This is a genomic window from Campylobacter lari subsp. concheus, from assembly GCF_008245025.1.
Classification (GTDB): Bacteria; Campylobacterota; Campylobacteria; order Campylobacterales; family Campylobacteraceae; genus Campylobacter_D; species Campylobacter_D concheus.
In genome coordinates, this window is sequence record NZ_CP043426.1 from 628,170 (window position 1) to 654,315 (window position 26,146).

Annotated in this window: 28 protein-coding genes; 19 read left to right on the plus strand and 9 right to left on the minus strand. The window is 29.4% G+C overall.

The window, feature by feature from the left end; all coding sequences use genetic code 11:
* Nucleotides 1-2 precede the first annotated feature (2 nt).
* From CLCT_RS03310 to aspS, 5 genes are all read right to left on the minus strand, one after another.
* Nucleotides 3-2,615, minus strand: coding sequence for a valine--tRNA ligase (locus CLCT_RS03310; RefSeq protein ID WP_149062244.1), 2,613 nt, complete (start codon nt 2,613-2,615; stop codon nt 3-5).
* 78 nt (nt 2,616-2,693) lie between these two features.
* Entirely contained in the window at nt 2,694-3,725 is a 1,032-nt protein-coding gene (locus CLCT_RS03315) for an OmpA family protein (RefSeq protein WP_149062245.1), read from the minus strand.
* 36 nt (nt 3,726-3,761) lie between these two features.
* Nucleotides 3,762-4,280: an inorganic diphosphatase gene (gene ppa, locus CLCT_RS03320; protein WP_120759358.1), complete on the minus strand. Its 519-nt coding sequence runs from the start codon at nt 4,278-4,280 to the stop codon at nt 3,762-3,764.
* Between the two features lie 11 nt (nt 4,281-4,291).
* Nucleotides 4,292-4,864, minus strand: coding sequence for an adenylate kinase (locus CLCT_RS03325; protein WP_149062246.1), 573 nt, complete (start codon nt 4,862-4,864; stop codon nt 4,292-4,294).
* Nucleotides 4,861-6,612 (minus strand): aspartate--tRNA ligase, encoded by a 1,752-nt coding sequence (gene aspS, locus CLCT_RS03330; protein WP_149062247.1) that lies wholly within the window; start codon nt 6,610-6,612, stop codon nt 4,861-4,863. Before aspS ends, CLCT_RS03325 begins: the two co-directional genes overlap by 4 nt.
* Before the next feature lie 85 nt (nt 6,613-6,697).
* On the opposite strand from aspS, the gene CLCT_RS03335 reads away from it, so the two are divergent.
* From CLCT_RS03335 to mrdA, 12 genes are all read left to right on the plus strand, one after another.
* Nucleotides 6,698-7,528 carry an NAD(+)/NADH kinase gene (locus CLCT_RS03335; RefSeq protein WP_149062248.1) on the plus strand — a complete coding sequence of 277 codons (831 nt, stop codon included), beginning with the start codon at nt 6,698-6,700 and terminating at the stop codon, nt 7,526-7,528.
* Nucleotides 7,528-9,042, plus strand: coding sequence for an AAA family ATPase (locus CLCT_RS03340; RefSeq protein WP_149062249.1), 1,515 nt, complete (start codon nt 7,528-7,530; stop codon nt 9,040-9,042). Before CLCT_RS03335 ends, CLCT_RS03340 begins: the two co-directional genes overlap by 1 nt.
* Before the next feature lie 61 nt (nt 9,043-9,103).
* The gene (gene cbrR, locus CLCT_RS03345; protein WP_149062250.1) at nt 9,104-10,348 is read left to right on the plus strand and encodes a bile resistance response regulator CbrR; all 1,245 of its coding nucleotides are present in this window, start codon (nt 9,104-9,106) and stop codon (nt 10,346-10,348) included.
* Complete coding sequence (locus CLCT_RS03350) at nt 10,339-11,136, plus strand: TatD family hydrolase (RefSeq protein WP_039668287.1); 798 nt, start codon at nt 10,339-10,341, stop codon at nt 11,134-11,136. Before cbrR ends, CLCT_RS03350 begins: the two co-directional genes overlap by 10 nt.
* Entirely contained in the window at nt 11,136-12,287 is a 1,152-nt protein-coding gene (locus tag CLCT_RS03355) for a lytic transglycosylase domain-containing protein (protein WP_149062251.1), read from the plus strand. Before CLCT_RS03350 ends, CLCT_RS03355 begins: the two co-directional genes overlap by 1 nt.
* Complete coding sequence (locus CLCT_RS03360) at nt 12,223-13,062, plus strand: septal ring lytic transglycosylase RlpA family protein (RefSeq protein WP_149062252.1); 840 nt, start codon at nt 12,223-12,225, stop codon at nt 13,060-13,062. Before CLCT_RS03355 ends, CLCT_RS03360 begins: the two co-directional genes overlap by 65 nt.
* 4 nt (nt 13,063-13,066) lie before the next feature.
* Complete coding sequence (locus CLCT_RS03365) at nt 13,067-13,555, plus strand: 3-deoxy-D-manno-octulosonate 8-phosphate phosphatase, YrbI family (protein WP_039618077.1); 489 nt, start codon at nt 13,067-13,069, stop codon at nt 13,553-13,555.
* The gene (locus tag CLCT_RS03370; RefSeq protein WP_039668290.1) at nt 13,546-14,052 is read left to right on the plus strand and encodes a hypothetical protein; all 507 of its coding nucleotides are present in this window, start codon (nt 13,546-13,548) and stop codon (nt 14,050-14,052) included. The genes CLCT_RS03365 and CLCT_RS03370 overlap by 10 nt, the downstream gene beginning before the upstream one ends.
* Nucleotides 14,034-14,492 carry a lipopolysaccharide transport periplasmic protein LptA gene (lptA, locus tag CLCT_RS03375; RefSeq protein ID WP_039668291.1) on the plus strand — a complete coding sequence of 153 codons (459 nt, stop codon included), beginning with the start codon at nt 14,034-14,036 and terminating at the stop codon, nt 14,490-14,492. Before CLCT_RS03370 ends, lptA begins: the two co-directional genes overlap by 19 nt.
* Nucleotides 14,489-15,088 (plus strand): ribosome biogenesis GTP-binding protein YihA/YsxC, encoded by a 600-nt coding sequence (gene yihA / locus CLCT_RS03380; protein ID WP_149062253.1) that lies wholly within the window; start codon nt 14,489-14,491, stop codon nt 15,086-15,088. Before lptA ends, yihA begins: the two co-directional genes overlap by 4 nt.
* Complete coding sequence (locus CLCT_RS03385) at nt 15,078-15,569, plus strand: hypothetical protein (protein WP_149062254.1); 492 nt, start codon at nt 15,078-15,080, stop codon at nt 15,567-15,569. Before yihA ends, CLCT_RS03385 begins: the two co-directional genes overlap by 11 nt.
* A 1-nt stretch (nt 15,570) precedes the next feature.
* Entirely contained in the window at nt 15,571-17,397 is a 1,827-nt protein-coding gene (gene mrdA, locus CLCT_RS03390; protein WP_039668294.1) for a penicillin-binding protein 2, read from the plus strand.
* Here mrdA and queA read toward each other — a convergent pair.
* From queA to tatB, 3 genes are read right to left on the minus strand one after another with little or no spacing between them, the layout of a single operon-like run.
* A complete protein-coding gene (queA, locus tag CLCT_RS03395; RefSeq protein WP_039669047.1) occupies nt 17,390-18,412 on the minus strand; it encodes a tRNA preQ1(34) S-adenosylmethionine ribosyltransferase-isomerase QueA in 1,023 nt (340 codons plus the stop codon). The two genes, mrdA and queA, sit on opposite strands and share 8 nt — an antisense overlap.
* Nucleotides 18,405-19,145, minus strand: a complete 741-nt coding sequence (gene tatC / locus CLCT_RS03400) for a twin-arginine translocase subunit TatC (protein ID WP_149062255.1) — start codon at nt 19,143-19,145, stop codon at nt 18,405-18,407. The genes queA and tatC overlap by 8 nt, the downstream gene beginning before the upstream one ends.
* Nucleotides 19,146-19,147: 2 nt before the next feature.
* Nucleotides 19,148-19,540 (minus strand): Sec-independent protein translocase protein TatB, encoded by a 393-nt coding sequence (tatB, locus tag CLCT_RS03405; protein ID WP_039618091.1) that lies wholly within the window; start codon nt 19,538-19,540, stop codon nt 19,148-19,150.
* A 154-nt stretch (nt 19,541-19,694) separates the two neighbouring features.
* Between tatB and CLCT_RS03410 the strand changes: the two genes are divergently transcribed.
* Complete coding sequence (locus CLCT_RS03410) at nt 19,695-20,702, plus strand: arsenic resistance permease (protein ID WP_039668297.1); 1,008 nt, start codon at nt 19,695-19,697, stop codon at nt 20,700-20,702.
* 8 nt (nt 20,703-20,710) lie between these two features.
* A complete protein-coding gene (locus CLCT_RS03415; RefSeq protein ID WP_039668298.1) occupies nt 20,711-21,028 on the plus strand; it encodes an ArsR/SmtB family transcription factor in 318 nt (105 codons plus the stop codon).
* Here CLCT_RS03415 and hemW read toward each other — a convergent pair.
* A complete protein-coding gene (gene hemW, locus CLCT_RS03420) occupies nt 21,025-22,074 on the minus strand; it encodes a radical SAM family heme chaperone HemW (protein WP_149062256.1) in 1,050 nt (349 codons plus the stop codon). The genes CLCT_RS03415 and hemW overlap by 4 nt on opposite strands.
* Nucleotides 22,075-22,154: 80 nt before the next feature.
* On the opposite strand from hemW, the gene CLCT_RS03425 reads away from it, so the two are divergent.
* Genes CLCT_RS03425 through folP form a run of 5 tightly spaced genes read left to right on the plus strand, consistent with a single transcriptional unit; the run spans nt 22,155 to nt 26,146 of the window.
* Nucleotides 22,155-22,625: an RNA pyrophosphohydrolase gene (locus CLCT_RS03425; RefSeq protein WP_039668300.1), complete on the plus strand. Its 471-nt coding sequence runs from the start codon at nt 22,155-22,157 to the stop codon at nt 22,623-22,625.
* Nucleotides 22,625-23,827: an aspartate kinase gene (locus tag CLCT_RS03430; RefSeq protein ID WP_039668301.1), complete on the plus strand. Its 1,203-nt coding sequence runs from the start codon at nt 22,625-22,627 to the stop codon at nt 23,825-23,827. Before CLCT_RS03425 ends, CLCT_RS03430 begins: the two co-directional genes overlap by 1 nt.
* The gene (locus CLCT_RS03435) at nt 23,828-24,364 is read left to right on the plus strand and encodes a HobA family DNA replication regulator (RefSeq protein WP_149062257.1); all 537 of its coding nucleotides are present in this window, start codon (nt 23,828-23,830) and stop codon (nt 24,362-24,364) included. It begins immediately after the preceding gene.
* Nucleotides 24,361-25,017, plus strand: a complete 657-nt coding sequence (locus CLCT_RS03440) for a DNA polymerase III subunit delta' (protein ID WP_149062258.1) — start codon at nt 24,361-24,363, stop codon at nt 25,015-25,017. The genes CLCT_RS03435 and CLCT_RS03440 overlap by 4 nt, the downstream gene beginning before the upstream one ends.
* Nucleotides 25,004-26,146, plus strand: a complete 1,143-nt coding sequence (folP, locus tag CLCT_RS03445; RefSeq protein ID WP_149062259.1) for a dihydropteroate synthase — start codon at nt 25,004-25,006, stop codon at nt 26,144-26,146. The genes CLCT_RS03440 and folP overlap by 14 nt, the downstream gene beginning before the upstream one ends.

Genomic DNA, 26,146 nt, shown 5'->3' on the forward strand with positions numbered 1-26,146 from the left:
TATTAACCTTCTAAATTAGAAATTTCATCATTGATTTTTTCAAGTTGAGCTTTAATACTTTCAAGTTGAGTTTTATTTTGCTCAATAACTGCAGCAGGTGCATTGGAGATAAATTTTTCATTTTTCATCATAGCATCTAGCTTGTTAAATTCTTTTTCAAGTTTTGTTTTTTGACTATTAAGCCTATTTAAAACACCACTTAAATCAAGATCTTGAGTTGGTATAAATACTTCTAAATTCTCACTTACATCTCTGATGGATTTTTCTAAATTTGCGCTAATAAACTCGATGTTTTCACATTTTGCAAGTGTTGAGATAAAATTAGTGTAATTTTTTAACTCAGCCATTAAACTCTCATCGTTTAATTTTATACAAGCTTTTTGAATTTTTGCATTTGCAAGTTCTACTAAGGTTTTTGCGCGGCGTAAACTCACTATACTTTCTATGATGATATTAAATAATTTTTCTATTTTTTCATCTCTAGAATTAAATTTAGGATATCTTGAAATCATTATAGACTCATGAGTTTGGATAGAAGTTTTACTTAACTCATGGTATAAATACTCACTAATAAATGGCATAAAAGGATTTAAAAGCTTTAATGCTTCTTTAAAAATGCTTCCAAGTTCTTTTATACTTGATTTTTCCGCCTTACTAAGTTCAATCCCCCAATCACAAAATTCATCCCAGAAAAATCTATATAAAGTATTTGCCGCATCATTAAAGCGGTAATTATCTAAATTTTCTCTTGTTTCTTTTATACATACTTCAAAACGAGATAGCATGTATTTTGCCAAGTTAGTTTGAATTTTGCTTTTATCTAAATCTTCAAATTTTTCTTCATTTAAAAGTAAAAATTTGCTTGCATTATAAAGCTTATTGGTAAAATTTCTAACTTGTATGAGTTTGTCATTGCTTAATTTTATATCTCTACCTTGGATAGCTAAAAGTGCAAGAGTAAAACGCAAGATATCAGCACTGTATTCATCCACACTTTGCACAGGATCAATGACATTACCTAAAGACTTACTCATTTTTCTACCTTGCTCATCTTTAACCAAAGCATGTAAATATATATCTTTAAAAGGAAGTTCACCTAAAGCATTAGTACTTTGAAACATCATTCTTGCAACCCAGAAAAATAAAATATCAAAGCCGGTGATTAATAAAGAATTTGGATAAAAATCTTTTAAATCATCTTCATACCAAAGTGTGTTTTTGCCCCAGTCTTTATTACCCCAACCTAAAGTACTCATAGCCCAAAGACCTGAAGAAAACCAAGTGTCTAAAACATCAGGGTCTTGTCTGAAATTAGTGCTTTGACATTTTGGACATTGACTCGGAGTTTCTTCGCTTGCCCATTCATGGGAGCATTCGCAATAATACACAGGAATTTGATGACCCCACCAAAGTTGTCTTGAAATACACCAATCTTTTAAATCCCTCATCCAAGCATTAAAGCTATTGATCCAATGTGCAGGGTAAAATTTACTTCCACCAAGATTAACTTTTTCTATACTCTCTTTCGCGATTTCATTTTTTACAAACCATTGTTTAGAAATGTAAGGTTCTACTACATTTTTGCAACGATAACAATATCCTACTTGATTAGTATAATCTTCTATTTTTTCAACAAAACCTTTTTCTTGTAATTCTTTTATAATAACATCTCTTGCTTCTAATCTTTCTAAGCCTTTAAAATGCAAGCAATGTTCATTTAAAATACCTTTTTCATCAAAGATAGTAATAAATTCAAGTTTATGTCTTAAGCCTACTTCATAGTCATTATGATCATGTACTGGGGTTACTTTCACAAAGCCTGTACCAAATTCCATATCTACATGTTCATCAGCAATAATAGGAATTTTTCTATTTATTAAAGGTAAAATGACATTTTTGCCTATTAAGTGTTTAAATCTTTCATCGTTTGGATTAACCATCACAGCGCTATCACCAAAATAAGTTTCTGGTCTTGTAGTGGCTACTACGATGTATTCTTGAGAATTTTCTAAGAAATATTTTAAATAATATAATTTTCCTTTATTTTCTTTATGCTCAACTTCTATATCGCTTAATGCTCCATCATGAGTGCACCAATTTACCATGTAATTTCCACGCACGATAAGCTTTTTATCATAAAGATCTACAAAGGCTTTTTTTACTGCATTTACCAAACCCTCGTCCATAGTAAAACGCAAACGACTCCAGGCAGGAGTGATACCCAAAATTCGCATTTGCTTAACTATAGTACCACCGCTTTGCTCTTTCCATTCCCATACTTTTTTTATAAATTCTTCTCTGCCAAGTTCTTCTTTTTTAATGCCTTGAGTTAAAAGTTGTTTTTCTACAACATTTTGTGTTGCAATGCCTGCATGATCAAGCCCTGGTTGATAAAGAGTCTTATAACCATCCATTCTTTTATAACGCGTGGTAATATCTTGTAAAGTACAAGTTAGCGCATGGCCTATGTGTAAAACCCCTGTTACATTAGGTGGAGGCATCATAATGCAAAAGTTTTTGCCTTTTTCTTGAATTTTTTCATTACCATTGATTTCAAAATATCCGCGTTCTTCGCAAATTTTATAATATTCTTTTTCTAGTGATTTATCATACATAATTGCTACCTTGAGAATGAAAATAAATTGTTATGTTAGCTTAAAATTGTTAAAGAAGTTTTGAAATTTAGAAATTAGTTATAAAAAACTAATTTCTACTTTACGATTATTTTGTCTTTGAGAGTCAGATTTATCTTTAGTAGGGTAGGTATCTTTTCCTAAAGATTCTATTTCTATAACCTCAGTAAAACTAAAGAAATGTTTAGCCACATTCATTGCTCTATTTAATCCTATCATGTAGTTTGCAAAAGTACTACCTCTATCGTCTGCATAACCTTGAATTTTGATTCTTTTGAGTATATCTTCTCTTGCTAGGTTTTGGTTGATTTTTTCAAGTAAATTTTCATTGCTATATTCGCTATATCCATTTCTTTCAAATAAAAATTTCAAATCAGAAATTTTCACATCTACATAATTATATTTTTTCTTATTTTTAGCAAAAACAATATCTTTATTATATATGCTTAATTTCATATTGTCATTTGATAGCATATCAATAAAAATAGTCAAGTTGTAATCTTGAGAATTAACTTTAACAGGATTAATCATTTCTTTTAGCATATCAATTCTGTAATCGCTTAAACTTTTCCCATCTAATACATAAACTTTAACAAAATCATTACTCAATCTTGGCTCATATCTGCTGGTTTTGCCTTTTGCAATGTATTCTTGCATGGTATTTTTATATTTTGTTGTTTTTTCTTTTTTTACGCTTGTTTGTTTGTTGTTTTCAACTGGAGTTTTTTCTTTTTCTTGGGTTGCTTTAGGAGTAATAGTTTCATTTTTAGAAACTTCAGCTATATTTGTTTGGATTGTTGGCGCAACTTCTTGAGTACTTGTATTTTCATCTATGATAGGATCATTTTGTACTGGAATTTCTTCTTTCAAAGACTCTTGAGCTATTTGTTCTGATTGATAAGTATTATCACTTATATTATTTCTTTCTTGATTGTATTGAGTGCTTGGTGGAGTGTAGCTTTGATAAGAATTACTTTTTTTATAATCATATACATAAGTATTTGAATCATCTTCAAAATACCACATATAAAAACCAATACTAGCGCCTATTAGCACCACAAAAGCTATACTAAAAGCAATAATACTTTTCATTTTTTATCCTTTGTGAAGTCCTTAAAAGGACTTTGATTATTTGTAATTTTTAATAGAATTTTCTAAAATTTCACTTGCTTTTTCAATACCTGCAAATTCTTTTACTTTTACCCATTTGTTTGGTTCAAGCATTTTATATGTTTCAAAGAAATTTTTGATTTTATCTAAGCTTGCTTTTGGTAAATCATCTAAACTTTTAATATTATCATATCTTGGATCAATTTTACTTACAGGAACAGCAAGTAATTTTTCATCCATACCGCTTTCATCTTCCATCAATAATACCCCTATTAAACGACAAGGAATCACAGCTCCTGCTTGGATAGGGTATTCGTTTAAAACCAAAACATCAATAGGATCGCCATCATCTGCAAGAGTGTTTGGTATAAAACCATAGTTTGCCGGATAAAACATAGCTGAATACATCACACGATCAACCATGATAGCTCCGCTTTCTTTGTCAAGTTCGTATTTAATGTTTGATCCATAAGGAATTTCAATAACTGCATTAAGTTTGTTTGGTACTTCTCCAACTTTGATTTTACTAATATCCATTTTTTTATCCTTTATTTTAATAAATCATTGATTAAATTTTTCATATCAGCTACGATAGCTTCAATACTTCTTTCACCATTGATTACATGGTGGATATTTTCTTTGGTATAAAAATTTGTTATTTCTTCTAAAGGTTTTAAATAAACTTTCATTCTATTATTAAAAACTTCTTCGTTATCATCAGCACCTCTAGCACGTCCTAAAACTCTTTCTCTAGCAACTTCTTCGCTAACTTTAACTTCTATAACACCTTTTAAATTTACTTCACTTTGATTTTTTAATACCTTATCAAACTCAAGCATTTGTTCAACACTTCTTGGATAACCATCTATTAATATAGTATTAGTTGGTGCATTTTTTAAAGCGGTGATGATAGTATTAACTACCACTTCCAAAGGAACCAAATTTCCTTTAGAAATAAAACTATCAATAGTCCTTCCAAGTTCGCTTCCACTAGCCACTTCTGCTCTTAGTAAATCACCTGTAGAATAATGAGTAATATTTGCATCATCTGTAGCTATAATGCTTGCATCAGTTGTTTTGCCACTACCTGGTGCGCCTATGATTAAAAATAATTGTTTCATTTAGTATTCTCCCTTAATCTTATACCTAATTCTCTCATTTGTTCATTGCTTACTTCGCTTGGAGCTTGAGTCATAAGACATTGTGCTCTTTGTGTTTTAGGAAATGCTATAACTTCTCTGATACTTGAAGATTTTGTTAAAAGCATGATAAGTCTATCAAGGCCTATTGCTATACCACCATGTGGTGGTGCTCCAAAGCTTAGTGCATCAAGCAAGAAGCCAAATTTCTTTCTTTGTTCTTCTTCATCAATATTTAAAAGTTTAAAGACTTTTTGTTGGATAGGGCTTTTATGAATTCTTATACTACCACCGCCTAATTCTACACCATTTAATACCACATCATGTGCAATAGAATTAATCTCTTCTAAATCTTGCTCATCAATATTTTTTGGCATAGTAAATGGATGGTGCATTGCAGAATAGCTTCCATCATCATTTTGTTCAAACATAGGAAAATCAATAACCCATAAGAATTCTAACTTATTCTCATCAATAATTTTCATTTCATCAGCAAGGAATAATCTAAATCTACCCATATAATCAAGCACAGTTTTTTTAGTCCCTGCACCAAAAAATACTACATCTCCAACTTCCAATTCACATCTTTGGATTAAAGTATTTAAGTTATCTTCGCTAAAGAATTTACAAAGTGGACCCTTAGGACCATCTTCTTTCATTTGTATGAATGCAAGTCCTGCTGCCCCAAATTTGCGCACAAATTCTTCAAATCTTTGCATTTGGCGTTTAGAAAAAATCGTATCGCCTTTTGGAACTCTTAAAGCTTTAATGCGATTTTTCTTTGTATCTTTTGCGATATTTGCAAAAATTTCGTTATTTGATTTTGCAAAAATATCAATCACATCAATAAATTTCATATCAAATCTTAAATCAGGCTTATCAGAGCCATAATTTTCCATAGCTTCTTTGTAACTCATTTGTCTAAAAGGTATGCTAATTTCTTTTCCGCAAGCTTTGAAAATATCTTTGAGTAAATTTTCTGCCATAGCTATGATATCTTTTTGCTCACAAAAACTCATTTCTATATCTATTTGAGTAAATTCAGGTTGGCGGTCTGCTCTTAAATCCTCATCTCTAAAACATTTTGCAATTTGAAAATATCTATCAAATCCTGAACACATTAAAAGTTGTTTGAAAAGTTGAGGACTTTGAGGTAAGGCATAAAATTCGCCTTGATGTACGCGTGATGGTACTAAATAATCCCTTGCGCCTTCTGGAGTGGCTTTAGTTAAAATAGGAGTTTCAACTTCTAAAAATCCCATACTTGATAAAGAATTTCTTGCTGCTATACAAGCAGTTGATCTTAGAGCAAAATTATCATAAAGCTTTTTACTTCTTAAATCTAAAAATCTATATTTTAATCTTAATTCTTCATTCACGCTTTCATCACCTATAGCAAAAGGTACTACAGCGCTTTCATTTTCAATAGCAAGTTTATTTATAACAACTTCTATTTCTCCGGTTTTTAATTTTGGATTTACAAGTCCTTCACCACGTGGGCGAATTTTTCCTTGTGCTATTAAAACATATTCATTTCTTATTGATGAAGCTATATTATGTGCCTCTTGATTATCTGCAGGATCACATACTAACTGTATAAGTCCGCTACGATCTCTAAGATCAATAAAAATTACACCTCCATGATCACGGTAAGAATTTACCCAACCACATAATGTTACTTCCTCGCCAACATTTTGTATGTTAAGCTCTGTATTATAATGAGTTCTCAAAATTTTTCCTTAGCTTAATTTTGTTCAATTTTGTTATTATAGTATTTTATTCTTTTGCTTAGCTAAGTTTTGTTATAATTTTTTTATGAAAAAATGTATAAATATAGAAAAAATTCAAAAAATAGGCTTATTTTGTAGGTTAAACACAAATTTAAACAAGCAAATTGATTTTTTAAGAGCAATTTGTTTGCAAAAAAATATAGAGCTTGTGTTGCTAGGGCAAGAAAAAATTAATCTAAAAGATTTACAAGAATTGGATTTTTTGATTTCTCTAGGTGGGGATGGTACGCTTTTATCTTTATGCAGACAAGTTTATCAAGCTAAAATACCTATTTTAGGTATAAATGCAGGAAATTTAGGTTTTTTAACAGCTCTTTCTTTTAATGAAGTAGAAAGTTTTTTTAAAGATTTTTTTGAAAGTGATTTTAAAATAGAAAAAGCCAAAATGCTTCAAATTACCTTGTATAAAAAAAATAAAATCATTAAAAAATTTGCTTTTAATGACGCAGTTTTTTCTCGTGATAATGCTTTAATGGCAAATGTGGAAGTTTTTTTTGAAAATAAACTTTTTAATGCTTATTATGGAGATGGTTTAATCATAGCTAGTTCAAGTGGTTCAACTGCTTATAATATTAGTGCAGGTGGGCCTATAGTTCATCCTTGGAGTGAAATTTTTGTTTTAACTCCGGTTTGTTCTCATTCTTTAACTCAAAGGCCTATAGTTTTACCTTATGGCTTTGAGCTTGAATTGAAAGTCGAGCATTGTCTGTTGTATTTAGATGGGCAAGAAGTGATTGATCCTAAGAAATATGATAAAATTTTTATAGGACTTAGTAAAAAAGAACTTAGTTTTATACATAAAAAAGATAGAGATTATTTCCAAGTTTTAAAAGAAAAGTTAAATTGGGGTAAGTGATGATAGAGAGTATTTTAATCAAAGAAAATTTAGGTTTTAAACAAGCAAAATTAGACTTAGAAGCTGGACTTACTGTCTTTACTGGCTTAAGTGGTGCTGGAAAGTCTGTGCTTTTTAAGGCTATTTTGGCAGCTTTTGCTCTAAGTGAGAGTGAAGCTAAAATGGTAGAAATTTTGTTAAATGATGAACTTGAATTAGATGAGTTTGGTATCGAAAATGAAGAATTAAATGTATTTAAACTTTTAAAAGATAAAAGCTCGCGTTATTTTATCAATAACCAACTTATTTCAAAAAAGAATTTAGCCTTGCTTTCTAAGAAATTTGTAAAATATCTTTCAGCTAAGGAAAATAATGAGTTCTCAAATGAAAGATTTTTAAACTTACTTGATTTTATGCAATCAAAAGAGGATAAGAAATTTCAAGATTTTTTAAATGAATATAAAAATATTTATAAAGAATATATGGAAAATAAAACTAAATTAGAAAAAATTCAAGAAGAAGAAAAAAAGCTAGAAGAATTAAAAGAATTTACGAGCTTTGAAATACAAAAAATTCAAAGTATTAACCCAAAAATAGGTGAATTTGATGAATTAATGAGTTTTAAAAAAAGACTTTCGAAAAAAGATAAAATTGACGCTGCTTGGAATAGGGCAAGCAGAATTTTTGAATTAGAATCAGCAGTGATTGAAGCTTTGCAAATTAGTGATGTTGATAGTTCATTTTTTTCAGAGTGTTTAAATGAACTAAGAGCAGTGTGGGAAAATCAAAGTTTTGATGATTTTGATTTTGATATAGAAGAAGTACTTGATAGGATAGAAAAACTTTCTTCTTTGATTTCAAAATATGGAAGCATAGAAGAAGCTTTAGAAGCTTTAGAAAAGAAAAAAGCAGAATTAGCTCATTATGAAAATTTAAGTTTTGAAAAAAAGGAATTAGAAGAAAAAGTACAAAATGCTAAAATACTTTTAGATGAGAAAAGTCAAAAATTAAGTACTTTGCGTAAAAAAAGATTAAAAGAGCTTGAAAAATTACTGAATTTTTATCTAGAAAAACTTTATATGAAGGAAGTTAAATTAGAACTTAAAGATTGTACTTTAAGTATTTTAGGTAAAGATGAAGTGAGTTTAAATATCAATGAAGCTGGTTTAAAAAATTTAAGCTCAGGTGAGATAAACCGTCTAAGACTTTCTTTTATTGCAACAGAATGCAATGTTACTAATAAAGCTAGTGGGATAATATTTTTAGATGAAATTGATGCAAATTTAAGTGGTAAAGAAGCAATGAGTATAGCTGAAGTATTAAAAGAGCTTGCAAAATTTTATCAAATTTTTGCAATTTCGCATTTACCACAGCTTTCATCAAAAGCAAGTAATCATTTTTTAGTAGAAAAAATAGGAAATGAAAGTAGGGTAAGAAAAATAGAAAAAGAAGAAAGAGTAAGAGAACTTGCTAGAATGGTAAGTGGAGAAAATATCACACAAGAGGCTTTAGAATTTACTAGAACTTTGCTTTAAAAACAAAAAGTAAATTTCTATATGTTATAATTATACTTTTAAATTATAAAGAGAGTTGGCTATGGAAGAAAAAATTTTAATTATTGATGATAACAAAATGCTCACAAAGCTTTTAGCAAAAAAAGTAGAAAATACTTTGGGTTTAAAAGTGGATGTTGCTTTTGATATGAATAGTGCTAAAGAATTAGTGAAAAATGATTATTTTATGGCTTTTGTAGATCTTTGTTTGCCAGATGCTCCCAATGGAGAAGTGGTAGATGTGGTTTTAGAAAAAAATATTCCTGCTATAGTACTTACGGGAAGTAGTGATGGACAAACGCGTAAGAAATTTATGGAAAAAGACATTATAGGTTATATTCAAAAAGAAAGCGAAAGTTGTATTGATGAAATGCTAAGTTCCATTAGAATGCTTCAGAAAAATAATAAAACTAAGATAATTTTAGCAATCGCTAATGTAACTTTACGTGCAGAAATGAAAAAAAATCTTAATAATCAACTTTTTAATGTTTTAGCAGCAGCACATGGAGAAGAAGCGCTAAGTTATCTTAGTGATAATCCGGATACAAAATTGGTAATTTGTGATGCAACTATGCCTGTAATTAATGGGGAAGATTTGCTTGTAGAAATTCGTTCAAAATACTCTAAGATAGAACTTGGTGTGATCATGGTTGGAGATAAAGATGATGCGCTAGAGGCAAGAGCTTTTAGAAAGGGCGTGAATGACTATGTGATTAGACCTTTCCAAAAAGAATCTCTTAATTGTAGAGTGAATAATTGCTTAGATTATATGCAAAAATGTGTTTTACTTGATGAGTATAGTTTGGGTAAAGATTTGCTAACAGGACTTGATGATTATGCAAATTTTGAAAAAAGATTTTTAGATTATTTAGAAGATATGCAAGAAAATGAAGAATTAGCTTTAGCATTAATTGATATAGACAATCTTGCAACAATTAACTATGAACTAAGTTATGATTGTGGCGATGGAGTGATTAAACACACAGCTAAAAAAATCAAAGATCAAATTCGCGGTATGGATTTAGCAACTAGAATTGAAGATGGTAAATTTTATGTACTTTTAAAAAATACAGATAATAAAGAAGCGTTGAAAGCTTTTTCAAATATAAGAGTAAATATTGCTAAAGAAAGTGTTTTAATAGCTTTAGATGAGGTTGATTACAGTGTTTCTGTAGGGGTTGCTTTTGGAGGCAAAACAAGCCAAATACAAGATTTGCTTAATAATGCTCAAAAGGCACTAGATTTAGCTAAGGCTAATGGTAAAAATAGGGTAGAGGTATGTTTTTAGATTGTGATTTTAGTGAAAAAATCATAGATACACATTGTCATTTAGATAGCCAAGCTTATTTTGGATATTTGGATGAAATGTTAAATCATGCCTTTGCTAATGGAGTGGGCAAAATCATCATACCTGGTGCAGATATAAAAGATTTACCAAGAGCAAGAGAAATTGCGCATGATTATGAAAATGTATATTTTTCTTGTGGGGTACATCCTTACGATATAGATGATTTTGATTTGGATGTTTTAAAAGAATTTATAAATGATAAAAAATGTGTTGCAGTGGGTGAGTGCGGGCTTGATTATTATCGTTTAAGGGCTGATGATGATGAAATAAAAGCAAAACAAAAAGAAGTTTTTATAGCTCAAATTCAGCTAGCTATTGAATACAAAAAGCCTTTGATTGTTCATGTGCGTGAGGCTAATGAAGATAGTTTTAATATTTTAAAAACATATGCAAAGGATTTACAAGGTGGTGTTTTGCATTGTTTTAATGCTAGTGAGCTTTTACTTCAGCTGGCAGATGATGGTTTTTATTTTGGTATAGGTGGGGTTTTAACTTTTAAAAATGCAAAAAAACTAGTAGAAGTTTTACCTAAAATTCCAAAAGATAAGCTTGTTTTAGAAACAGATGGACCTTATTTAACTCCAGAGCCACATCGTGGCAAGGTAAATGATCCTATTTTGACGCATTTTGTAGCTCAAAAAATGGCTGAGCTTTTAAATTTATCTAAAAATGAAATAATAAAACTTACTAATTCTAACGCTAATTGTTTGTTTTTCCAAGGTTTATAATGAAAAAAAACTTTTTATTTTTTATTTTAGTATTATTATGCTTAAATGCTAAAGCCTTGCAATTTACTCCAGAACACTATACTCAACAAGCACAAATTTTAAGAAATTTAGATATAGAAGCAAGCTATCTTAGCGATATGATTTTTTTAGAATTTAAAGAATCTTCCATGGATATGCATTCTAAAACTTTAGTAGATACGATGAGAGAATTTTACAAAATTACTCCGATTATCCGCAAAATATTAGAAAAAGAAAATATTCCTCAAGAATTTTTATACTTAGCAATTGTAGAATCTGGTTTAAAAATTCATTCTATCTCAAGAACTAAAGCTGTGGGTGTTTGGCAATTTATGAAACCAACAGCACAAACTTTGGGTTTAAGGATAGATCCTTATGTAGATGAGAGAAAAGATTTAGTAAAATCAACTTATGCAGCTATTGCTTATTTAAAACAACTAAAAGAGCAGTTTGGAAAATGGTATTTGGCTATTTTAGCTTATAATTGTGGTGATGGTAAATTACGTCAAGCTATAAAAAAAGCAAAAAGTGATGATTTAAGAATCTTACTTGATCCTGATAAAAAATACTTACCATTAGAAACTAGGATTTTTATTAGAAAAATTCTTACTATGGCATTTTTGGCTAATAATAATGATTTTTTAATTTCTCAAGATAGTGCTTTGCTTAATTATGCCCTATCAAGTGAGGTTAAAAAAATTTCAGTGCCACCAAGTGTTTCTTTAAGAGAGCTTGCCAAAGTAGCTAAAATGTCTTATAAAGAATTTAAGCGTTATAATCCACATTTTAATTATGACTTTACTCCACCTGATAAAAAAGATTATTATATGTACATTCCTTTAAGCAAAAGTGTGGCGGTAGAAAAGGCATTAGAGAATGTAAAATTAGCTAAGGTGGATACAACCATTCCGCATACAAAAATTTATATAGTAAAAGAAGGCGATAGTCTTTATACTATTGCAAGAAAACATAAAATAAGCGTTGAAAGTATCAAGGAATACAATAAAATAAAAGGAAATTTAATCAATATTAATCAAAAACTTGTGTTAAAAATTAAGGAGAATAATAATGCAAAAATCAAAACAACTCAAAAAATATCCAAAAGCTCTCATACAAAAGTCGTTAGTCGTTAGTTGTGTAGGAGTTTTGTTTAGTGCTTGTAGCATGGTGCCTATTAGTACACCTACTGTGTATTATCCAGAGAGGGATTTTAAAAGTGTAAAACATAATAATACTAGTTTAAAAGGCACCATGAAACCTTATACTATTAATGGCAAAACTTATTATCCAACTGTAGTAGAAGTGGGTGAGACTGCTGATGGTATAGCTAGTTGGTATGGACCGGGTTTCCATGGTAAAAAAACTTCCAATGGTGAAACTTATGATCAACACGCTTATACTGCAGCTCATAAAACTTTACCTATGAATACCATAGTAAAAGTAACTAATTTAAAAAATCACCGTCAAACTACTGTTAGGATTAATGATAGAGGGCCTTTTGTAGCAGGAAGGATTATAGATTTATCTAATATGGCTGCAAGAGATATAGATATGATTCAATCTGGAACAGCCCCTGTAAGACTTGAAGTGATTGGCTTTGGAACAAGTGCAAGTTCAGGTTCAGTTCATACTAATTCTAATTTAGGCAGCAGTGGAGAGATTGCTGATAGTGGTCATATTTTCCAAGGTGGATCTTTTATGGTGCAAATTGGAGCATTTAGAAATAAAAGTGGTGCAGAGTTAATAGCAAGTAGATATAAAAATTATAATTCTTATACTTCTACTATCCAAACAAGTGCTAAAGATGGCTTGCATAGAGTATTTTTAAAAGGTTTTAGAAGTGAGCAAGAAGCAAGAGATTTTGTTGATAGTGGATCTTTCCCAGGTGCGTTTATAGTAAGAGAGTAAGATTATGATAGAACTTATTTTTTTAGATGTAGATGGTTGTCTAACAGATGGTAAAATCATCTATACGCAAAACTATGGTGAGATTAAAGAATTTAATGTAAAAGATGGTGCGGCGATTGAAGCTTGGCAAAAGCTTGGTAAGAAAGTTGCTATCATTACAGGTAGGACTAGCGAGTGTGTGTATTTTAGAGCTAGGGATTTAAAAATTGATTTAGTCTATCAAGGTATTAGTGATAAACTAGCTTGCGCTAAAGAAATTTTAGAAAAATTAAATTTAGATTTTTCTCAATGTGCTGCTATTGGGGATTATTATAATGATATGAGCCTGCTTGAAGCAGTTGGATATAGCTTTAAGCCAAAAGATGCACATAAGGCTTTAAAAACTGATAAAGTTTTAAATAGAAAAGGTGGCAATGGAGCAGTGAGCGAGATGATTGAAATTTTAATTGAACATAATAATATGCAAGCTCAATGGGATAAACTTTGGCGATAAAAATTTTTGCTATATTAATGAGTTTATTTGCATTTGTTATGGTGATTTTAAGTACCCAAGATCCATATTTATTTGCTATAAAACCACAAAAGGTAGATGTGGCAAATATGCAAGCTTTTGATGTGCTTGATTATGAGTTAAATGCTAGTGTAATTAAGGCTACATATCAGGCAAGTCGCTGGGTAAAATATCAAGACAAAGATATTTTTGATGATTTTAAAGTTCAGGCGCTTGATTATAATTTAAGTTCGGATTTATTAGTAAGAGATGAAGAAAAATCCATTTTAGAAGGTAATGTAAGTTATTTTGATCATAATCAAACTTCTATTTTTACCCAAAAAGCAACTTACGATATGAAAAATAAAATTTTATTTTCTAATGATAATTTTAAAGCATATGTAGGTTTAAATGAGATTTTTGGGGATAATTTTTTATACGATGTTAATCAAAAAGAATTAAAAATTCAAGGGATAAAAGCATGGTTTTTAGAGCAGTAATTTTTTTGTGTTTGTTAAATTTGTTCGCATTTAGTGCACAAAAAATAGAAGTTTATGCTAAAGATTTTTACTTAGATGAAAAAAATGAAACAAGTGTATTAACTGGTAATGTAGAAGTTAAAAAAGGCAATGATGTTTTAAATTCGCAAAAATTAGTCATTTATATGAAAGACAAGCAACCCATCAAGTATATAGCTACTAAAGATGCTAAATTTAAAATCATGATGAAAGATAAAACTTATCATGGAAGCGGCGATGAGTTTATTTATAATGTAGCTAAGGATATATATGAGATTAATGGCAATGCAAAAATTATAGAAATGCAAACAAAAAAAGAACTCATAGGGGATAAAATCATAGTAGATAGAAAAAATATGACTTATAGAGTAGTGAGTAAAGATAAAAAACCTGCTAAATTTGTATTTGAAGTAAAAGAATGATATTAAATGCTAAATTTTTAATTTCTGCTTCCAAAATAGACGAAGCACCACAACCTATATACACTGAAATCGCCTTTTTAGGGCGTTCTAATGTAGGTAAAAGTTCTTTGATTAATACACTATGTAAAAATAAAAATTTAGCAAAAAGCTCTTCAACCCCAGGTAAAACCCAACTTATTAATTTTTTTGAAGTTGATTATAAAAAAGATGAGGATAAATTTAAACTAATATTTATTGATTTACCTGGTTTTGGTTATGCTAAAGTGAGCAAAAAAACTAAGGCTATTTGGAATAAAAATTTAGATGAGTTTTTAAAAGAGCGCAGTTCTATCAAGCTTTTTATTCATCTAATAGATTCTAGACATGAAAATTTAGATATTGATGCAAATTTGGATTTGTATTTAGATTCTTTTATCAGAGCTGATCAAAAAAAAATAACAGTTTTTACAAAAGCAGATAAGCTTAATCAAAGTCAAAAAGCAAAAATTTTAAATATAAATAAAAATGCTATCTTAGTGTCAAATTTGAAAAAAAGTGGTATTGATAAATTAGAACAAAAAATTATTTTAGAGAGTTTTGGTTTTAATGAGGAGTAGAAATTTAGTAAAAAATAGATTTGATTTTTCTTATTTATTTTTTTATTTATCTTTGATTTTTTATCAAATGCTAAGTTCTGTGTATTATTGGATGCCTCCTTTATTTGGAGTGTTTTTTTGTTATATGATAGTGCTTTTAAAAGAAAAAGAAAGAACTCTTAATAAGCTTGATTTTAGATGGTATTTTTCTTTGTTTTATCTTTTCTTTATTGATATTATCCATGGATTTTATCTTTTTAGTTCATGGATAGCTTTTTTTGTTTTTTATCATTTTTTTGTTGATTGGTTTAAAAGCAAGTTAAAACTAGGTCATTATTTACTCATTATATTTACTTTGTGTGCTTATATTTTTATCTATCTTTTTGATGTGTTTTTAGCATATTTAGATAATAATGAAATTTTAAAATTTGGTATTGAATATCTATGGTTTTTTGCTGTTGAGGCTTTGATTTCTTTTGTTATTTTTAAAGGGAAAATCTAATATGCGTATGCGTTTAGTGATGGGCTTTATAGCTTGTTTTTTTATACTTTTGCTTGCTAGGGTGTATTACATAAGTATTAAATCTAATGTTTATTATGAAGAAATAGCTAAACAAAATGCCATTAAAACGCAATTTTTAGCACCTGTTAGAGGGCAAATTTTAGACATAAAGGGTAGACCCTTAGCGGTAAATAAATTAGGTTTTTCAATCTCTATAAAGCCATATTTACACATAAAAAAGAAAAACAGAAATCTTTTAGAGCAAGAATTACAAGCCATAGTAGATGCTTTTCCTGATTTAAATATAACTAAATTAAAACGAAATTATATAAAAGCAGATTCTTATTATAATCAAGATTATATAGAAGTGGTTCCATTTATAGAATATGATGCGATGATTAAACATTTTACTAAGCTTAATTTGCGCGAAAATATGCAAGTTAAATCTACCACTCAAAGATTTTATCCTTATGATGCTTTAGCTAGTCATGTTATAGGTTATGTTGGAAAAGCAAATTTAAATGATATGAATGAAAATGAAATTGCAAGATTAACTAGCTATGTAGGGCGTAGTGGTATAGAGCGTTCTTATAATGAAATTTTGCAAGGCCAAAAGGGCGAAAAGGTTAGTAAGGTAAATGCATTAAATAAAGAAATAGAAGAGCTTTCTTATAAAAAACCCACTTCAAGTAATATCACTTTAAGTATTGATCTTGATTTACAAGAATATTTAACTAGTATTTTTGAAAATTTAGCAGGTGCGGCTATAATAATGGATGTAAAAAGCGGAGCTATTTTAGCAGCGGGTAGTTTTCCTGAGTATAATCTTAATCCTTTTGTTACAGGTATTAGCCAAGAAGAATGGGATAAACTTTCTAATGATTTAAACCATCCTTTTACTAATAAACTCATTAATGGACTTTATCCTCCAGGTTCAGTTATAAAAATGGGTACAGCTTTAGCCTTTTTAGATAGTGGAAAAGTGAATGAAAATCATAAATATTTATGCGATTCTAACTTTGAGCTTGGTGGTAGAAAATTTAGATGTTGGAAAGCTATAGGCCATGGTTATGTAGATATGACAGATGCTATTAGGGAAAGTTGTGATGTATATTTTTATAAAGGCGCTTTGGAAGTTGGTATTGATACTATTAGTTCTGTTTTTGAAAGAATAGGTTTTGGTGTAAAAACAGGAGTTGATTTACCTAATGAATTTATAGGAACAGTACCTAATAGAATATGGAAAAAAGAAAAATATAACCAACCATGGTATCAAGGTGAAACTTTAAATACAAGCATAGGTCAAGGTGATTTTCTTGCTACTCCTATGCAAGTGGCTAAATTTACAGCTATGATTGCTACGGCTAAAAACATCACACCGCATTTTTTATATAGCGTTGATGATAATGTTACTAAAATAAATTTTGATAATAATGAAAGTGTTTTTACGACTTTTGAACTATCAAAACTCCCACTTTTAAGGCGTGCTATGTATGAAGTTGCCAATGTTGATGGTGGAACTACGGCAAGATTTTTAAGAAATTCACCTATTACTATAGCAGCTAAAACAGGAACAGCACAAGTGGTTGGAATTTCTCAAAGTGAAAAAAAGCGTATTAAAGAAGAGGATTTAGAGTATTTTTTAAGATCTCATGCTTGGATTACTTCTTATGCACCTTATGAAAAACCACAATATGTAGTAGTGGTTTTAATCGAACATGGGAAAAGTGGTAGTAGCACAGGAGGACCTATACTGGCTAAAATTTATCAAAAACTTATAGATTTGGGCTATATTGATAAAAAATATATCAAAAAAAAGATTAAATAATTAGCATTCCATCGCCATATGAGTAAAAACGATAGTTATTTTTTATAGCTTCATAGTAAAGCTCTAGGGTTTTTTCTCTACCTATAAATGCTGCTACAAGCATAATTAAAGTTGATTTTGGTAAGTGAAAATTAGTAAGTAAATAATCAAGTCTTTGCGGAGTGTTTTGTGGGTGTAAAAACAAATCACAAAAACCTTCTTTTAATTTTTTTCTATGATAATACTCTATACAACGAGTAACCGTGGTGCCAACACCTAGTATTTTCTTAGAAGAATCAATCAAAGCACAAGTTTCATTATCAATATGAAAAAATTCTGAATGCATTTTATGATCACGTATATCTTCACATTCTACACCTTTAAAAGTTCCTGCGCCAACGTGTAGTGTGATAGTATGGATATTATGATTTTTTTTAAGTTCATTGATCATTGCTTCATCAAAGTGTAAGCTCGCAGTAGGTGCAGCAACCGCACCTTGATTTTTAGCAAAAATACTTTGATAGTTAATGCTATCTTGCACTTCATCTGCTCTTTTAATATAAGGTGGCAAAGGGATATGGCCTATTTTTTCTAAAACTTCAAAAACTTCATGATGACTAAGCTCTTTTTCATCATTAAAAAACTCTACTTCTCTTGTGCCATCATCATGTAATTTTTTGATTTTAGCTTTTAAAGAATTTTCAAAATATAAAATTTGTCCTTCTTTAACCTTACCCCGAATTTGCACTAAAAATTTATTATTTTTTAAAGGATGGTTGATAAAAAGTTCTATTTTGCTACCACTTTCTTTATTCCCATAAATTCTTGCTTTGATGACTTTGGTATCATTAAAGATGATTTCACAAGGTGGTAAAATTCTAGCTAAGTCCTTAAAGTGCAAATGTGAAATTTGATCTTTACATCTTTCATATACCAAAAGCTTGGCATTTTCTTTGGGTAAAATAGGAAAATTTGCTATAAGTTCATTAGGTAAATCATAATCATAACTAGAAAGCAAAAGATCTTTATCAATCATTTTTATCATCTTCTTTTTGACTAGGATTAACTTTTTTAGCTATATAAATAGAAATCCCATAAAGCCCGCACAAAGGCACAGCCATTAAAAATTGCGATATAACATCAGGTGGTGTCATCATAGCTGAAAAAACAAAAATCACTAAAACAGAAACTCTAAAATGTTTTTTCAAAAAAGTATCATCAATAAGTCCAAGTTTAGCAAAGAAAAAGGTTATTACAGGCATTTCAAAAGCCAAGCCAAAAGCGATTACTAATTTAGTAAAAAAGCCCACATATAAACCTATACTAATTAAAGGTTTAAAATCTTGGGTTTGCACCCCAAAATCAATCAAAAATTTAAAAGCCAAAGGTATAACTATATAATAACAAAACAAAGCACCAAGTGCAAACATGATGCTAGCAAAGCTTACAAAAGGCACTACTAATCTTTTTTCATTATCATAAAGTCCAGGTGCTACAAACTTCCAAAACTGCCAAAAAATAACCGGTAAAGAAATCAAAAAAGCTGTAAAAAATGAAACCTTCATCGCAGTAAATAAAGGCTCTTGCAATTCAACGAAGGTCATTTGTCTTGAAATTTCAGGTAAGGCTGCTTCAACAGGCGCTTTTAGTATATCTATGATGTAGTTATTAAAACTAAAACATACAAAAAACATCACAACAACACAAGCAACACTTATAAATAATCTTTTTCTAAGTTCTACTAAATGCGGTTTTAATTCTTCAAACATTCTTAGCTTTCCATTTTCTGAGTATTTTTTTCATCTTTTTGAATTTTTTCTTCAAGATTAGAAAGTTCTTGTATATCCTTTTCTAAATCATTAATTTCACTTTTTAATTCTTTGGTATTATTTAAAATATCTTCTTTAAGTTGATCAAATTCTTCAAAACTTAATTTTTTTCTGATATTTTCGTTAGTTTGTGAAAATTCATCTTTGTATTTTTGTGCTTCATCTTTTAATTCTGCTATTTTTAGTTCTTTATTAATACTTGCTTTTGCTTCATCAATATTACTTTTAATGGCTTTTAAAATTTTTGCAATTTCGACTATAGTTGAAGGTAGTTTTTCAGGCCCAAGTACTAAAATAGCTACAACTAAAATAACTAAAATTTCACCAAAACTCATTATTTTATCTTCTTTCGCTTTAATATGTGGTTTACATTTTACATAAAAATACTTAAAAATATTATTACTTTTATCATATTAATATATAAAGATATATTGATATATTAATTTATTTTAGTTATAATCACAAAAATTAAAATATCGAAAGGAAAATATGTGGGGTAAAATTTTAACTATTTTACAAGAATTTCTGTTTCTTTTTAGCGAAATTTCAATTTTGTTTATTTTGGTGAGTATGCTTGTTGCTTTTGTGAATGAAAAGTATTCTAAATTTTTTGAGACTCACCTAAAAAGTGATGGATTTGGAAGCTATATCAAAGCTATATTTTTAGGTGCTTTAACACCTTTTTGTTCGTGTTCAAGTATACCACTTTTAAATGCTTTTTTAAGATCAGGCGTTCCTTTAGGTGTATGTATAGCTTATCTTAGCACTTCGCCTTTAATTAATCCTATTATTTTAGTGATGTTTATAGCGAGTTTTGGAGTTAAGATAACCTTGTTTTATGTAGGATTTTTATTTGGGATTATTTTATTACTTGCTTTTGGAATTTCAAAAACCAACACAAGAGTATTTTTCAATGAAAATTTTTTAAATAATGAACTTCAAGAAGGACAAACCAATTCTTGTTGTTCTAGTGTTAAGTCGCAACCTACTACACAAACTTCATGTTGTTCCAGCTCTAAAATAACTCAGTTGGCTACACAAACTTCATGTTGCTCGTCAAATAATTCATCGCTAAAATTTAAAAAATATGAAAGTAGATTAAAAAAATACTTCACTCAAAGTTTAAAAGAATATAAAAAAATCTTACCTTATATTATTATTGGTATGGCTATAGGAGCTACAATACACGGTGCTTTCCCACAAAATTTCTTTGAGGAATATCTTAAAGATTATGGAATTTTGGGTGTGATTATAGCTGCTTTTATAGGGGTTTTGCTTTATATGAATTGTTCGGCTATGATTCCAGTTGCCTTGTCTTTGACTCAAGCTGGTGTACCTTTAGGGATTATGATGAGTTTTCTAATAGCAGGGGCGGGGTGTTCTTTACCTGAACTTATCTTGCTTAAAAGAATTTTCAAAACAAGTTTTTTGATTTTATTTGCAGGTATGATTGTTGCTATTGCAATTAGTTTTGGTCTTTTAATATTTTTCACATAAGGATTTTTATGCAAGAGTTTTTGAAGATAACAAGTGCAATTAATGATGAAAGCAGGATTTTAATCCTAGCTTTTTTACAAAAATACGGAAAGCTTTGTGTGTGTGATTTGCAAAGCTCTTTAAATATGAGTCAATCAAGGCTTTCAAGACATTTAAAAATTTTAAAAGAGGCTAATTTTTTAGAAGTAGATAGACAAGGTGTTTGGGCGTATTATGGAGTAAAAGAAAATTTAAATAATTTTTGTAATGATATATTAAAAAACATCAACGAGCTTTCTATAAAGCTTCCTGAGCTTAAAAGGTTTTCGTGTGAATGTAAAACTTAAGTGCTAATATACAAAGCTAGCTCATCGCTTAAAAGGTAGTTGGTGTTATAAAAAATTCCATTTTTATAAACTAGCTTTCCTTTTTTACTAAGAAACACTGCCTTTTCTTTTTCTAAGGATTTTAGCTTTGTTTCATCCACCCCTATAATGCTTCTAAGTCCTAAAAAAATATGCTCTAAGCGTAAATCTTTTGAATTTAAATTTTCAATCTCTCTAAAACAAGGATTTGTTATATAATCTTTTAAACTTTTTTTAGTATAAAATCTTTGATTTTTTAAAAATCCTACTGCACTTAAACCACAGCCTATATAGTCTTTTCCTTGCCAGTATGCAAGATTGTGTTTGCAAATTTGTCCAAAATTACTGATTTCATATTGTTTATAACCAAGATTTTCAATAGCTTTGATAAAATATTTTGCAAGGCGCGGAGCATTTTTTTTAAAATGAAATTTTTTAGCAAATCTTGTCTTTTCTTCTATAGTTAGATTATAAGCGCTCACATGGTTAATATCAAGTAGGGTTAGTTTAGAAATTTCATAATCAAGCATTTTTTTATCATCAAGTTTTGTATCATAAATTAAGTCTAAATTGATATTATTAAATCCCGCTTTTTTTGCATTTTCTATGCTAGTAAAAATGCTTTTTTGATCATGAATACGCCCAAGAAATTGTAGTTTTTTTTCATGAAAGCTTTGTACTCCAAAAGAAATACGATTAAAACCTAAATTTTTTATCTCTTTAAGCCAAGAAAAATTACTCGAGTTAGGATTGGCTTCTATACTGATTTCGCTGTCTTTTTGTAAATAATTTTGTAAAAAAATAAATATTTTCTCATAAAAACCAGTTTCCATTAAACTAGGCGTACCACCACCTATGAAAACAGTCTTGATGGAATTTTTATCAAGCTTAAAAAAATCTAATTGATTTTTTATATCTTGCATTAAAGCATTTAAATAATCTTTTTCAAAGTCCTTTTTTTTAAGTGAAGTAAAAGAACAATAAAAACACTTACTTTCACAAAATGGTATATGTATATATAAATGCATAAAACTTCTTTAAAATGTGATTATAAATTCGTATTTTTTTGTTAGAATTATATTATTAAAAAGTCAAGGATAAGAAAATTATGGAAAAAGAAAAAAAATATAGGCCAAATGTAGCTGCTATAGTACTATCATCAGCTTATCCTTTTGAGTGTAAAATTTTACTTGCTAAACGCAATGATATGGAAGATATATGGCAATTTCCTCAAGGTGGTATAGATGAAGGAGAGGATGTTAAAAGTGCGTTGTTTAGAGAATTAAAAGAAGAAATAGGTACAGATGAGGTTGAAATTTTAGCTGAACATCCTGAGTGGATTAGTTATGATTTTCCAGCCAAGGTTGCGCAAAAAATGTATCCTTATGATGGCCAAAATCAAAAATATTTTTTAGTTAGATTAAAAAATAAAGCTATTATTAATCTAAACACTAAAAATCCTGAATTTGATGCTTATAAATTTGCTTCATTGGAAGATGTTTATGATATGATTAATCATTTTAAAAAACCTATATATATTAGAGTTTTAAAATATTTTAAAGAAAGGGGGTATATTTAATGCTGGTCGTACAAAAATATGGGGGAACAAGCGTAGGAACGCTTGAGCGTATTGATGAAGTTGCTAAAAGAGTGGCAAAAAGTAAAAAAACTTGCGATAAGCTAGTTGTGGTAGTTTCAGCGATGAGTGGGGTTACTAATGAGCTTATTGACTTTGCTCATCATTTTAGCAAAAATCCTTCAGGTCGTGAGATGGATATGCTTTTAAGTAGTGGTGAGCGCGTAACTTCATCTTTGCTTGCTATTGCATTAAATGAAATGGGTTTAAAAGCCACTGCATTTTCCGGACGCAATGCAGGGATTGTTACAGATGATGTTTATACTAAAGCAAGAATAGAACACATTGATACTACAAATATCAACAAAGCTTTAGATGAGGGGTATATTGTAGTAGTTGCTGGCTTTCAAGGTATTGACAAAATGGGTAATGTTACTACTTTGGGCCGTGGTGGAAGTGACTTAAGTGCAGTTGCACTAGCAGGAGCTTTAAATGCGGATTTATGCGAAATTTATACTGATGTAGATGGAGTATATACTACCGATCCTAGAATTGAACCAAAGGCTAAAAAACTAGATAAAATTTCTTATGAAGAAATGTTAGAACTTGCAAGTTTAGGAGCTAAAGTTTTACAAAATCGCTCTGTAGAACTTGCTAAAAAACTAAATGTAAAATTAGTTACTAGAAGTAGCTTTAATGAAAATGAAGGTACGATTATTACTAAGGAGGAAAATATGGAACAAGCTTTGGTTAGTGGTATAGCACTAGATAAAAACCAAGCAAGGGTTACTTTAAGAAATATTGATGATAAGCCAGGTATTGCTGCTGAAATTTTTGGGACTTTAGCAAATGAAAATATCAATGTAGATATGATTATTCAAAATGTAGGCTTAGATGGAGCTACAAATTTAGGATTTACTGTACCTGAAAATGAACTTGATTTAGCAACTAATGCTATGAAAAAAGTTTTAGGTGTTAATGCCAATATAGAAACAGATAGTGCAGTGGTAAAAGTTTCAGTTGTGGGTGTGGGTATGAAATCACATTCTGGAGTAGCTTCAGCAGCTTTTAAAGCACTAGCAAATGAAAATATTAATATACAAATGATTTCTACAAGTGAAATTAAAATTTCAGTTATTGTACATGAAAAATACGGTGAATTAGCTGTAAGAGTATTGCATGAAGTTTATAAACTAGATATTTAAATGAGTAATGGTTTTTTAAAATTTACCCTAGAGCAAATCCGAGAAAATGGGACTTATGCAAGTTGGTTAGAAGAAAGGCGTCTTGAGTGGTCGCCTTTGATTGCTTCTAAGTTAGTTTTGCTTTTACAAGGTTATACTTTTATTGTGATTACTGATGATCAAAGGACGTGGTTTGAAGAGTATTTTTTAAGTCAAATCAATGCTAATACTACAAGACCTTTAGTGCCTTTTGTGTCTTTAAAAGGAATTTATAATAAAGCTTGCAATACCCAAGAAGATATAGATTTGCTAAATGATCTTTTAAGTATTTCTTTTCCTAATGGTTATGCCTTTTTTTATATAGGAGCTAATACAGGTTTTAAATTTAAAATCGCTAATTCTAAAGCAGAAAGTATGCTTTGGCTTTTTGATGAGCAGTTGCAAAATAGCTTTTATCTTTCCTCGCGTGATAAGGAATTAGACTATAAACTCATTTCTTTATATAAAGTATTTGAGCAAAGCCTAGAGGCTGTGCTTTTTTCTAAGGTAGAAATTTGAATCTAAGAAATAAAATCATTATTCATAATGATTTTGAACTAATACAAGAAAAGCTCACAGAAGAATATGGAGTAAAAAATCTTAAATTTTTCATACCCAAAAATCCTGACTTGGAATTAAGACTTAATGACTTAACTTATGACAAAAACGCTCAAGCAACCGCAAAAGCTATTATGAAAGAAAGTTATATAGCTGAAGCACAAGTTAAAATCATTGTTATATTAGCTAAGTCTTTTCGCGAAGAAGCGCAAAATTTTTTGTTAAAACTTTTTGAAGAGCCACCTAAAAATGTATATTTTATCATTGTCGCTCCTTCAAAAAATGTTTTTTTACCTACTATACTTTCAAGATTTATCATAGAAAAACATAAAATTCAAAAAGAAAAAATATCTTTAAATTTAGATCTTAAAAAAATAGATCTAGCTCAAATTGCTTCATTGTTAAAACAATATGAAAATATAGACAAACATGAGTGTTTGGAGTTAATTAGTGCTTTAAGCCATGAATGTTTTAGACAAGATATAAAATTAAATGATGAAGAAATTGAATTTTTTTACAAAGCTTATGAGTTAGCTAAATTAAATACAAAGCCAACTATTTTGCTAAGCACCATAGCTTTAATTTTACACGAGAGAAAAAATGAAAATCATTAAAATCAATCCTAACACAGATTTTGAACAAATTTCTAAATATATAAAGCCGCACAAAGCAGGTGAGAAAATTATGAGTGAAAAAACTCAAATTCATTTTTTTCTTATTAAAGAATTAAGAGCGCCTGCTGCAAATATACTCAAACAAGATGCACTAAGGGTTGGAGCTGAGCTTGTAACACATAAGGAAGTTATACTAGGCAAAGACCATACTAATGCCTTGCTTATGGTAACGCAAGATCAAGCCAAAAAGCTTATAGAAAAAGAAAAATTGCAAGATTTTAAGCTTAAAAATTTAGCACTATTTTTAAAGTCTAATTTCGCTAAACCCAAACACGCAAAAATCATGGGTGTGATTAATATCAATGAAGATAGTTTTAATGCTCAAAGCAGGGTTAAAGAAAATGAAGTTTTAGAAAAAATCGAACTTATGATTTCTCAAGGAGCTGATTATATAGATATAGGTGCAGTTTCTTCAAGACCTGGTAGTGTGTATTGTGGAAAAGAAGAAGAGTTTAAGCGTTTAAAAAATACCTTGGATTTAATCTATAAAGAAAAACTTTATGAAAAATGTATTTTTAGTTTAGATAGTTTTGATGAGTATTGCTTGGAATATGCTTTAAATAAAGGTTTTAAGCTTATTAATGATATTACTGGTTTTAAAAATGAAAATTTAGCCAAATTAGCTTTAAAATATAAAGCTACCTACACACTCATGCATATACAAAATACCCCACAAAATATGCAAGATAACCCGCATTATGAAGATGTATTAGTTGAACTTGATGATTTTTTTGCACAAAAGCTAGAAAGATTAAGTGAACTTGGTTTAGAAGATGTGATTTTAGATGTTGGTATTGGTTTTGGTAAAAGTCCTTGGCATAATATGATGTTAATCAAACATTTAGAGCATTTTTTACGCTTTGAAAAAGAGCTTTTAATCGGAGTTAGTAGGAAAAGTGTGATAAATGCTTATTTTAGCTCAAGTGTTGAGCAAAGACTAGCAGGTACGCTTTATTTGCATTTAGAGGCTTTTAAAAATGGTGCAAGCATTATAAGAGTGCATGATGTGTATGAACATAAGCAAATGTTTGAACTTGCAAAAGCTATGGATGAACTTTCTTTGGAGTAG